Origin of the sequence: Lactobacillus agrestimuris (assembly GCF_943193025.1) — a bacterium.
GTDB lineage: Bacteria > Bacillota > Bacilli > Lactobacillales > Lactobacillaceae > Lactobacillus > Lactobacillus agrestimuris.
This window is the reverse complement of record NZ_CALPCQ010000003.1, coordinates 92,317-104,322: the sequence shown is the minus strand read 5'-3', so window position 1 is coordinate 104,322 and position 12,006 is coordinate 92,317. Positions and strand designations below refer to the sequence as shown.

The window sequence follows — 12,006 nt, the reverse complement described above, 5'->3', positions numbered from 1 at the left end:
ACTTCAAGTCTTTGTTCTTTATTTAATTTAGACATAGTAAAAGCCGTAAAAGTGTCTAACTTTTACGGCTCACTACACCTTTTTGAGGCTTATCAGACTTTTTTCATTAATATAATATTGTTTTTCCATCAATTTGTGTCTTTATTGGATGTGTTAAGACTTGATGTCTAGGTCTTTTTACAATGTCGCCAGCATAGATATAATATTTGGTTCCTTTAATATGGTATGTTTCCGCATATGTATTAGAAAATCCAACATTATTATCTACAACTAGTTTTTTGTATTTAGGCAATGTGAAAGCATTAATTGCTCTGTCATTAGGCCCTTCTTTTAAAGCATAGATATGTGATTGATTTATTTTCTTTGGATCTTGAACAACTACTGTTGCTTGGTTAGTAATGAGTTCATTTTGTTCGGTATTAATTGCTTTAACATTAATACATTTAATATATTTATTTTTATTAATCTTATAGTATTCTTGCCCTTTTATTATTTTATATGGAAGCCAATAAAGTATAATTTGTCTATTACTTGAATTTTCAGGTGGCAGATTAACGATTTTCATTACATAATAACGCTTTATAGCATTAGTCTTCTTAAGATTACCTGGAGCCGTAATTATCGTATTTTTTTTGATATAACTACCTTTTCCGTATACACGCTTCCCTTTATTGTTGTATACATAGGTATTGTGATTCAAGTATAGTTTAACAGTATCATCAGCTTTGACAGAACTAGTCTTAAAAGTAAAAATTGCTAAACCAAATAGAATAGTAAATAGATAGATTGATAATCTCTTATAATGTTTCATTATTTAACCTCACAAATGAATAAAAGTTCAACTAATTTATATTATTCCTCTTTATGAGATAAAAGACAATGAAAAAGTACTTAGTACAAATAAGTATGGTATTTCAAAATCGCCCTTATCTAAACGAAGATATATCTTATCACCAAATTTTTGGCTTTTCATTTTCTATTTTCCCATCTTATCTAATTGGTTCACCTAAATGACGTCCAAGCTTATATGCTTGTTCAATATAGTCATGACGTTTTAACAAATCCACATTATCAGACCATTGAGCTGTAATGTAGCCCGCATCAACCCACTTCATATAATGAAGAATCGCATGATAATGACCAACTAAATTATCAAATCGGAAACTATCACCCCAAGCAGTTGCAAGTAAAACTCCATACTTGTTGCCCATTAGGCCATAATCATCTTCATAAAAGCGATCAACAGCTGCCTTCATTTGGGCGCTCATACCAAAGTAATAAAGTGGTGTAGCAAAGACTACTGCATCAGTTTCTTCTAATAAACGAAGATAATATTGAGTATTTTTATCTCCTGGAATTGCACGATTATTAGCATCAACATGCATTGGAGTAATTGGATTCTTTGCGGCATCATAAACTGTAACGTCATGCCCTGCTTCTTGTGCGCCTTTAATAAAAGCCTCAGCTAAAGTAGTTGAAGTACCTGGACGTTGTGTACTACCTAAAATTACTAATACTTTCATTAAGTCTTTCTCCTTAATTAACTTCTGCAATAAAATCTTTTACCATTTTTTCAGGAATATTTACCATTCCTAGTGCACGTAATGGCATATTAGCAAAAATGGCTTCATTCTCTGGGCTTAACATCTTTTCTAGTTCACTACCTAAACCAGATGTTTGCAATGCCTTTTTTACAACTGGATCTTCACTATTAACAACTTCATTAATATAAGTATCGCGGTTAATTTTAACTGCCGGAGTTGTACCAATTGTTAAAGTAAATTCATTCTGAAGTCTAATGTCAGAAGCAGAAGAACCGACAAAAATTTCATAGCTTCCATTATCAATTTGCCAACTTGCCTTTTCAGCGTTATACCAAGCAAAATCTCGCCGAGTTAAGGAAAGTGTTACTTGTTTACTTTCTCCTGGTTCAAGGTTCACTTTAGTAAAGGCTCTTAATTCCTTCTTTGGCTTTTCGATAAAACTAGTTTTATTGCCAACATAGAGCTGAGCTACTTCTTTACCTGTTCTTTGACCAATATTTTTAATCTTAAAACTTACTTCAACTCTATTTTCTTTTTCAGAAATTTGTAAATTGCTATATTCAAATTCCGTATAACTTAATCCATGACCGAATGGGAAACGTACTGGAACGCCTTTAGAATCATAGTAACGATAGCCTACAAAAATTCCTTCATGATAATTTTCTTCTTTTTTGCTAGCGTTAAAAGTCAAATAAGTTGGATTATCTGCCAATTTAATTGGGAAAGTTTCGGATAATTTTCCTGACGGATTAACTTTACCAGTTAAGATATCCCAAGTAGCTTCACCAACTGCTTCACCAGCTAAATAAGTTTCTACAATTGCAGGTACTTGATCAGCCCAAGGCATTTCAACTACTGAGCCGTTTTCTAATACCACCACTACATTTGGATTAACTTTAACAATTTCGGCTAAAAGATGATTTTGATTTTCTGGTAAAGCAATTGACTTCTTATCAAAACCTTCTGTTTCCATTTCTTCTGGAAAACCAGCAAAGAAAATCACTTGATCTTTTTGTTTTGCTAAATCAATAGCCTTTCTTTCTAGTTCATTATCAGGTTCATTTGTAGTTAAGTCATAGCCAGAAGCATATTCCGCATTTTCAGGTGCAGCTTCAAGTGGCGTAACTAGGTGGTGAGCATTAACATGGGAACTACCGCCACCTTCATAGCGTGGCTTTTGTGCTAATTCACCAATAATAGCAATCGATTTTTCAGTATTAAGTGGGAGTTGTTGATTTTCATTTTTTAAAAGAATAATACTTTCATCTGCTAATTTACGAGCAAATTCATGTTGTTGATCTTTATCATACTCTGCTTCACTAGCATGATTTTTACCCCATTTTTCAACGATCTTTAATATTCGTAACACAGAACGATTTAAAGTAGCTTCATCTAATTGGCCTTCCTTAACTGCAGTCACAATTTCATCAACTGAAATTTGTCCTTTACCAGGCATTTCTAAATCTAATCCTGCTTTTAATGCCGCTACATGATCAGCGACTGCACCCCAATCAGACATTACAAAGCCATCAAAGCCCCATTCATTGCGAAGAATATCAGTTAAAAGATGTTGATTTTGTGAATTAAGTACCCCATTTAAACGATTATATGAGCACATGATTGTAGCTGGTTGGGCCTCAGTAACGATTCTTTCAAATTGAGAAAGATATATTTCACGTAAAGTACGTTCATCAATATTTGAAGATGAAGTAAAACGTTGATCTTCACGATTATTTGCCGCAAAGTGCTTTACGCTCACTCCAACACCTTTACTTTGAACCCCTTTTACATAGGCAACCCCCATTTTTCCAGCTAACAAGGGATCTTCAGAAAAGTATTCAAAGTTACGCCCTGCCAAAGGACTACGTTTAATATTTACTCCCGGTCCTAATAACACACCAACATTTTCTGCACTTGCTGCTATTCCCAGATTTTCTCCTAACTTAAACAGCATCTTTTCATCAAAAGAACTTGCTGTTAAAGCTGAACTTGGGAAACAAACTGCATCAACACTAGCATTGATTCCTAACGCATCAGCACCATCGGCCTGCTTTCTTAAACCTGATGGTCCATCAGTCATCATCATTGATTTAACTCTGGGAACACTAGCAGTAAACCAGAAATCCTTTCCTGTAACTAGTTCTGCACGCTCTTCAAGCGTTAAATTTTTTACAAAATCAAGATCTATTTTTACCATAAAATCACCTCATAATTAATCTGCTGAAAAGAAAGTAGCCCTTTGACTTTTATGGGGAGCTAACCACTCAATAAAAAGATCAAACCATTTACTTACTTGAAAATTAACCTGTTTTTGACTATTACCTGTTCTTAAGTCGGCCAACGAGAGACCATGACCACCCTCATTAAAAATATGAGCTTCAAACGGAACATTTTTATTAAAAAGAGCTTGCTCAAAATCAATCGTCCCCTGCACATTAACAACTTCGTCCTTTGCAGTTTGCCATAAAAATGTCGGTGGTGTAAAAGTACTAATATGTTTTATAGGATTTACTTTATCCAATTGTTCTTCTGCCGGATCAACTGTTCCGAATAAAGCATGACGAGCATAACTCATAATCTCTGGCATTTTAGTATAACGTGAATTACCTTTATCTGATAAATCATATGCGCCATAACCTAACATTAAATGTGTTGGGCGATACAATTCTTTAGGCTTACCAACTAACTTTTCTAACCATTCTTCTTGCCAATACACACCTAACTGTGCCGCAATATTAGCTCCCGCCGAAAAACCACCGACACAAATATAATTTTCATTAACACCCCAATCAGTCGCATGTTCTTTGAGATAGCTAACTGCTTGAGCCAATTCTACTAGAGAATTTGGAAATAAGCTTACTGGTTTTTTGGGAAGCTGATCACTACTTTTGCCCAGATAATTATCTGCACCATCAGTAGCATAATGGACTACCACCACATTAAAGCCTTCATCCAAAAAGCGTAATGCGACTGCTTCATCTTCACGAAAAGAAGTCATCATAAAGGCTCCACCGGGACAAATAATCATAGTTGGAAATTTACGTTGAGGATCTATTTCTTCACTACGTTCTTGAAGATAATATTTGGCATAAGCTCCATGACTGCCTAAGTCTTTTTTGAGATACTTCATTATTGTCGCCTCCTAATATTATTTACCAATCAATATAAAATTATTTTATTAAAGTATACATACTTATTGTAATTATTGTAATTAGATTTCTTGCTTAAAGTAAGTAGGCACTTTAAAGTATAATAGTAGACAAAAGTATAAATTAAAGTGGTGGGAATAAGTGACTAATTACAACTTTCATATCTAATTACCTTCTAAAGGTAATTGCAGGCAAATGGAAAATTTCAATTATCTGCGCACTTGAAATTAAAAAATATCGTTACCTAGAATTACTTAATTTGATACACTTACCGAATGATCTAGAATATAATATTTTAGAAAATGGTAAAAATTTATCTGGTAGTCAAAAATAGAAAATTAATATAGTTCGGGCTTTATTACCAAATGCAAAAATAATTTTATTTGATGAAGTTACGTCTAATTTAGATTCTGAGTCAGAGTTAGAAGTTATGAATCAAATTGAGAAGATTAAAAAGGATCATACTATTTTGGTTATCGCACATAAATTAAATACAATAAAAAACCTCGAAATTCTTGCCCGAATTTCGAGGTTCATATCAGTTTTTACTCTACTCTAATCGGTTCACCCAAATGGCGACCAATTTTATAGGCCTGTTCAATATAATCATGCTGTTTTAATAAATCAACATTATCAGACCATTGAGCAGTAATATAACCAGCATCAATCCATTTCATAAAATGAAGCAATGCATGATAGTGTCCGACTAAATTATCAAAGCGAAAACTATCTCCCCATCCTGTTGCTAATAAGACACCATATTTATCACCCTTTAGTCCATCCTTATCTTCATAAAAACGATCAACGGCGGCTTTCATTTGTGCACTCATACCAAAATAATAAAGTGGTGTAGCAAAAACTACTGCATCTGCTTCTTGCAATAAATGTAAGTAATGTTGAGTATTTTCATCCCCAGGCATCACATGCTTATTAATATCTACTTCTAACGGAGTAATTGGATTCTTTGCCGCATCATAGATTGTGACTTCATGGCCTGCTTCTTTTGCACCTTTACTAAAAGCCTCAGCTAAAGTAGTTGAACTACCAGGACGTTGCGTACTACCTAAAATTACCAATACTTTCATGACAATTCCTCCTTAACTCTATCTATTTTTATTAATAAAAAATTTAAACTATCAAAAATATTTTATACTTTATATAGTTATTCTAGTTGTTTTACTTACTAAAAGTAAGTAGTTACTTTGAAGTATAATAGTAACTAAAAAGTAGAAATTAAAGTGGTGAAGACATTGACTGATCATAATTTTCATATGGGAACTAATTATCTCTTAAAAGTAATTGCAGGAAAATGGAAAGTATCCATCATTTGCGCACTAGGACTTAAAAAATATCGTTACCTAGAATTACTTAAATATGAAAATGATGTTAACCATACCAAGATTTCTAAAAAAGTATTAACCGAACAACTCACTCAATTAGAACAAGATGGCATTGTTACTAAAAGAAGTTATGGGACAGTACCACCTAAAGTAGTCTATTCTTTAACGCCAATCGGTCAGGAACTTTCAGAAAACCTAATTAATCTAAATTTTCTTGGTGAAAAATTAGCTCAAAATAATCAAGCAAATATCAGTTTTGATATTGATGCCAAAAAAGTTAAAAATTTACACAATGAAAAGGAACAGAATCTAAAGTAATAAAAATGAAAAAAGCCCAAAAAATTATTATCGCCATTATTAGTGTTATTGCCATTTTATTAATTGTAGCTGCTGGATGGGTTCATTTTTCAACCTATCATCCCTCCTCTACTGCTCAAAAAGTCGCCCAAACTGCTAACCAGACTAATAATGCGACAGTTTTTAAAGCACGACATAATAAGATGACGGTCATTTTTTATACTGGTGCGTTAGTTGAACCAGATTCATATTCAATCTGGGCCAAACAAGTTGCCAGTGCTGGCTATACCGTTAAAATTGTTCATTTTCCGTTAAACATGGCCTTCTTCAATGTTAATGTAGCCGATAAATTAGCTGGCAAAAATAAAAATTATGTTGTTGGTGGGCACTCTTTAGGTGGAGCAATGGCTAGTCGTTATGGCCATGGTAGTCATAATAAATATCTGCGTGGTATTTTCCTACTTGGTGCTTATGCGGATGAAAAAGGACGCTTAGATAAAACGAATTTAGATGTGCTTTCTATTACTGCTAGTCATGATAAAGTCCTAAATTGGCATCAATACCAAGCTAATAAAAAATATCTGCCTAAAAATACTAGCTATCAAACTATTAAAGGTGGTAATCATGGCGGCTTTGGTTCTTATGGTCACCAAAAAGGCGATGGTCAAGCAACTATCTCCAATGCCAATCAGCAAAAACAAGTGGCTAGTTTGTTAATCAATTGGCTCAATAAAGTTAGCAAATAAAAAACCTCCTAAAAAGTGCAATTTTGCAAATAAACGATATTTTTATCAAAAAGATCAATAATTAGTGATAAAAACAATCTGCTAAGCATAGCAGATTGTTTTTTGTTCCACTATAATAATGATATTAAAAAAGTGGAGGCTGTAATAATGACTATTGGACAAGCACTAAAATCATATCGTTTACATGCTGGAATGGATCAAAAAGAAATGGCTGCTGGGATTGTCTCACAATCATTTTATTCAAAAGTCGAACGTGGGATGCATGGAATTGATACTAACTTACTTATCAAAATCTTAACTGCTCATCATTTTGATGTGGTTAGTTTTTTTAGTCATTTAACCAATCAAGACAAAAATATTTTCAATTCTTATTATGAAATTGAATCAGAAATAACCTTCGCCAAAAATACTAAGAATCTTACCAAGTTAAAAGAAATTGAAGAACGTTTAAAGCAAGAAGAAGATTTACCGGATTGGTTAAAATTTCGTCTGGAATTAGCTTTTGCATGGGTAACTCATTCAAATGAACGAATTTCGTCAGAATTACAGCAAAAGTTAAAAAAATTAATTATTAATGACGACTGGGATCGAACATCGTATTACTTCCTTAGTCAGGCCATAATTTTATTGTCAATTGAGGAAGCGGATCAATTAGTTCAATCTGCGTTTAAGGCATTTACAAAACATCCTGCTACTGATCCCTTTACCCTTCAATTTGTATCTTGGATTGCTGTAAATTATCTTAATTGTTGTTATCATGCTCAGGCGGATAAGATGTATGCTGTCAAGGCCATTGCCTTTTTACGTCAGCTTCCTGTAACTCCAGAAATTGGTTTTAGCAACATATTGGCTACTTACTACGAAGCATTATTTAATCGTGATCAAAAAACTGTGAATGAAATTATTGATATTTTAAAGAAGGATAAATACATTGCTTTAATCCAAGATACGATTGATTAATTTATACATGTATACCATATTTCATCAAATCTAGTAAAAAGTCATCAGTTATAAAACTGGTGACTTTTTATATTCGTTTACGAATTTTTTAAGCTTTCGTGCAAATATACAAATAATATAAACATGAAATCTGATATGGGGTGTAGAAAAATGGAATTTGGTGAACAATTAAAAAAGACACGAACTTTACTTGGCTTAACCCAAAAAGAAATGGCTGCAGGCATAGTAACTGGTTCATTTTATTCAAGAGTTGAGCACGGACAACATGACATGAATGTCGATGATTTATTACAAATTTTAAACGTCCATCAAGTTTCTCTTTATGATTTTTTTGAAGGCTTTACTACGATTAAATCAACTCATCAAAAAATTCAGGAACAGTTAATTTTGGCCTTTAGTGAACGCAATATAGATCTGATACGAAAATTAGAGAAGTCAACTAATGACTACAAACTAAAATTAGAAGCACAATTAATGACAGCTATTTTGCAAGATACGATTGAAGGAGTCCCAAAAAAGTTAAAGCATGAAATAAAAAAGAATATTTTGATGATCAATTCTTGGAATGAAAAAAGTTTATGGGAGTTGACCATCGCCATTCCAATATTTCAACCTTCGGAGCTTAAGCTATTAACCGGTCCGATTTTTGAAAAATATGATCAATTCGATTTGCGAGACGGGCGTTTATTGTCAGCTCTTGCCAATTTTGAATTAACTTATTTAATCCATTTAGTTAATGAAGGTGAACAAGAAGATAGTCTTAAATTGATGCAGAAGATTTCTGATTTACCTGAAGGATCTGAAATATTTTTTCAAAAATTGCTGGCAAAATGGTACTGGGCAAAATTTAAAAATGATACAGAGACTATAAGTATGATTAATAACCTTCTATCTGAATGTGACTATGATAGATATGTGAAAGGATTGCATCTATGCGAATGGGCGATAAATTAAAACAAATTCGATTATCATTAGGTTTAGATCAAACTCAAATGTCAAAAGGCATAATGGATCGCTCTTTTTACTCTCGAATAGAAAGCAATGATAATAAGATTCGTTTACATTATTTATTAGCACTTTTGGCTAAAAATCATGTCCCACTATTGGAATTTTTAGATGGTTTCGGTGATATTGAACCGAAGAACCGTTGGTATCAAGAACAAATTGAAATTGCTTTTTTTACTAACGATGTTGATACACTTAAGCAAATTCTAAAAGATGAACAATTTACTAATCTCCGAGTCAAGCAAGTCATTGAGCTACTATTGACTGAATTGAATGATCACAGTTTCCCCTACTCCAATAAAACGGCCAGGAAGTTAAAATATCATATTTTTAAAACTGGAAAATGGGATCAAGATTCTTTATGGATTCTATCAATGTCAATGATCTTATATAATTTCCATGATCTAGTTGGAATAATTGATTCGATTTTTAATAAATATGGTAAGAATAATTATCAAGATGAATATAGCTTACAGTTGCTGGCTAACATAGCTGTTAGGTTTGCGGCGATCTGCTATTATAATAAACAAGAAAATGAATTCAAACTTGCAACTGATTTCTTAAACAAACTACCAGCTTCAAGCAAATTACTCATGCAAAAATTAATGGGCAGATATTTTGAAGCTAAGTTTTCTAATGATCAAGAACAGCAATATGCAATCAAAACAATTTTGAATCTTACTGGTTACGAAAAGTATCTATCTAGTTTAATGCTAGAATAGATGCTTTTTCAATTTACAAATATTTATCTTTAATTCAATACGATTTATTAAAAACATACATTTCCCTGCAAAAGTTTGGAGTTAACTCCAAATAATGATAATATTTGAATAGATTTAGTACATTGTATTTGATTGAGTGGTTTCTATACAAGTAAAAAATCATCGAGGTAAAACATGAAAAATTTAAAATTAAACAATGGTGTTGAAATTCCAATTTTTGGTTTTGGCACCTATGAAATTAGCCCTTCTCAAACAAAAGATGCAGTTTTATCGGCTTTTGAAGATGGATATCGCTTAATTGATACTGCCCAATATTATCGTAATGAAAAGCAAGTCGGTGAAGCGGTGCGCGCTAGTCATATTGATCGTGATGAGGTTTTTATTACTACCAAGACGATGACTGATGGATATGAAGCAACTAAGGCCGGAATTGATGAGTCTTTACAAAGAAGTGGTTTAGATTATTTTGACTTAATCTTAATTCACTGGCCAATGGGACATGATTTAGATACTTGGCATGCCCTTGAAGAAGCATACAAGGCTGGCAAGACACGTGCGATTGGAATCAGTAATTTCAATAGTCGTCAAACTATTGATTTAATTAATAATTCTGATGTTCGTCCAATGGTTGACCAAATTGAAACTCATTTGCTTTTACAACAATGGAAGATGCATGAATTTTTTGAGAAAGAAAATATAGTACATGAAAGTTACAGTCCGTTAGGTAGCGGAAGACAGAATCTGATGAGCAATCCTATTTTGCAAGAAATAGGTCAAAAGTATGGTAAGTCGCCATATCAAGTGATTTTGCGCTACTTGGTTCAAAATGATATTGTGACAATTCCACGTTCAACTAATCCTGCGCATATTAAAGCGAATATTGATATTTTTGATTTTGAATTAAATCAGAAAGAATTGAAAAAACTTCGTGATTTAGATAAGCGTGAACCAATTGATGGTTGGCCAGCTACTATGCGCGAAGATGAAGATTATTAGAAATGAAAAAGGCCTGATTCCGGTATTTCATCGGAGTTAGGTCTTTTTCTACATTAAACATAATAAAGTCGTAAAAGTGTCTAATTTTTACAGTTCAATACAACTTTTCAGAACGCTTTCTTAATCTTCCACTACCACTACTTTGCCAAAACTATTTTTACCTTCTAAATAACGATGAGCATCAGTTACATGAGCAAGATCAAAGACTTTTTCCGGTTTTACATCAACATGATATTTTTCTATATAAGCAAGCATTGCATCAATTTTACTTTGATCAACATTATCAGAGTAAAAACTTGTTAAATAGCCATTTGGTGCTATATCCATAATTGGATCGAATTGATTTAGATACCATTCATTTCCAAGTTCTCCAGTTGAACAAACTATTCCGCCTTCATTAGTATGTTTAAAACTATCTTTAACAGTTTTAGGGCCAATTAATTCTAGAATTTTATCAAACTTTTTAGGAGTTTGGAGTTCTCCATCTTTATCTACTACAACTTCTTCATAGCCAACCTTTTTCATCTCTTCGGCTTTAGCTAGACTACGTGATGTTCCAGCAACTTTAATTTGTGGATATTGTGCCTTAATTAATTTGGTAAACGCAATTCCTACTCCACTAGTGCCACCACGCACAAGAATACTATCATCAGGTTTTATTCTTAAATTAAGTAAAGAACCAAAAGCCGTGTAGTATGTCTCAGGTACCGCAGCTAAACTAGCCCAATCTAAAGTCGTATTTATTGGATAGATTTGCTTATTTGGTAATAGTGCATACTCTGCATAAGAACCATCAAAATCTCGTCCCATTTCTCCCATGATAGAGATTACCTTTTGTCCTACTGGTAGTCGCTGAGAATCAGTAGTTTCTGCAATTACTCCTACACATTCAATTCCTAAAATTCGAGGAAATTTTACTGTTGGTGACAAACCTTTACGAGTAAAAATTTCTGAATGATTAATTCCAAATCCCTTTATTTTAACTAAAGACCATCCTGGTTTGATAGTTGGTGTAGGTACTTCTTCATAAATTAATTTTTCAGGACCACCTGCTTCATGAATTACGACAGCTTTCATTATAAAATCCTCCTACTTTACTCTAATCGCCTATCCAAAAAAGTCGTTATCTCTTTTTTATCATCAATAACATACTCAATTATCTGATTAAGTAAACCATATGAAATTTTATCAGTAAACACAATTTGAAAGGTATTTTTTCCATGCTTAATCCCGTTTTGTTCTAAAAG

12 protein-coding genes are annotated in these 12,006 nt (G+C 32.9%); 6 read left to right on the top strand and 6 right to left on the bottom strand.

The annotated features are described in order from the left end of the window. Positions 1 to 106 precede the first annotated feature (106 nt). The 5 genes from NFR82_RS01680 to NFR82_RS01660 all read right to left on the bottom strand — a co-directional run bounded on the left by NFR82_RS01680 (position 107) and on the right by NFR82_RS01660 (position 5,778). Positions 107 to 811: an SLAP domain-containing protein gene (locus NFR82_RS01680; protein WP_251716420.1), complete on the bottom strand. Its 705-nt coding sequence runs from the start codon at positions 809 to 811 to the stop codon at positions 107 to 109. A gap of 178 nt (positions 812 to 989) precedes the next feature. After that, positions 990 to 1,523: a flavodoxin family protein gene (locus NFR82_RS01675; RefSeq protein ID WP_251716419.1), complete on the bottom strand. Its 534-nt coding sequence runs from the start codon at positions 1,521 to 1,523 to the stop codon at positions 990 to 992. Between the two features lie 13 nt (positions 1,524 to 1,536). Then, positions 1,537 to 3,741, bottom strand: coding sequence for a glycoside hydrolase family 3 C-terminal domain-containing protein (locus NFR82_RS01670; protein ID WP_251716418.1), 2,205 nt, complete (start codon positions 3,739 to 3,741; stop codon positions 1,537 to 1,539). Positions 3,742 to 3,756: 15 nt separating this feature from the next. Further along, positions 3,757 to 4,674, bottom strand: coding sequence for an alpha/beta hydrolase (locus tag NFR82_RS01665; protein WP_251716417.1), 918 nt, complete (start codon positions 4,672 to 4,674; stop codon positions 3,757 to 3,759). Positions 4,675 to 5,238: 564 nt separating this feature from the next. Then, positions 5,239 to 5,778, bottom strand: a complete 540-nt coding sequence (locus tag NFR82_RS01660) for a flavodoxin family protein (protein WP_251716416.1) — start codon at positions 5,776 to 5,778, stop codon at positions 5,239 to 5,241. A gap of 165 nt (positions 5,779 to 5,943) precedes the next feature. On the opposite strand from NFR82_RS01660, the gene NFR82_RS01655 reads away from it, so the two are divergent. From NFR82_RS01655 to NFR82_RS01630, 6 genes are all read left to right on the top strand, one after another. Then, the gene (locus tag NFR82_RS01655; RefSeq protein ID WP_251716415.1) at positions 5,944 to 6,351 is read left to right on the top strand and encodes a winged helix-turn-helix transcriptional regulator; all 408 of its coding nucleotides are present in this window, start codon (positions 5,944 to 5,946) and stop codon (positions 6,349 to 6,351) included. A gap of 5 nt (positions 6,352 to 6,356) precedes the next feature. Further along, entirely contained in the window at positions 6,357 to 7,076 is a 720-nt protein-coding gene (locus tag NFR82_RS01650) for an alpha/beta hydrolase (protein WP_251716414.1), read from the top strand. A gap of 147 nt (positions 7,077 to 7,223) precedes the next feature. Continuing rightward, entirely contained in the window at positions 7,224 to 8,036 is an 813-nt protein-coding gene (locus tag NFR82_RS01645) for a helix-turn-helix domain-containing protein (RefSeq protein WP_251716413.1), read from the top strand. A 150-nt stretch (positions 8,037 to 8,186) separates the two neighbouring features. Beyond that, the gene (locus NFR82_RS01640; RefSeq protein WP_251716412.1) at positions 8,187 to 8,990 is read left to right on the top strand and encodes a helix-turn-helix domain-containing protein; all 804 of its coding nucleotides are present in this window, start codon (positions 8,187 to 8,189) and stop codon (positions 8,988 to 8,990) included. Beyond that, positions 8,975 to 9,763, top strand: coding sequence for a helix-turn-helix domain-containing protein (locus NFR82_RS01635; RefSeq protein ID WP_251716411.1), 789 nt, complete (start codon positions 8,975 to 8,977; stop codon positions 9,761 to 9,763). Before NFR82_RS01640 ends, NFR82_RS01635 begins: the two co-directional genes overlap by 16 nt. 174 nt (positions 9,764 to 9,937) lie before the next feature. Beyond that, positions 9,938 to 10,759, top strand: coding sequence for an aldo/keto reductase (locus NFR82_RS01630; RefSeq protein ID WP_251716410.1), 822 nt, complete (start codon positions 9,938 to 9,940; stop codon positions 10,757 to 10,759). A 120-nt stretch (positions 10,760 to 10,879) separates the two neighbouring features. On the opposite strand, the gene NFR82_RS01625 is transcribed toward NFR82_RS01630, so the two are convergent. Then, positions 10,880 to 11,836: a zinc-binding alcohol dehydrogenase family protein gene (locus tag NFR82_RS01625; RefSeq protein ID WP_251716409.1), complete on the bottom strand. Its 957-nt coding sequence runs from the start codon at positions 11,834 to 11,836 to the stop codon at positions 10,880 to 10,882. Positions 11,837 to 12,006 lie beyond the last annotated feature (170 nt).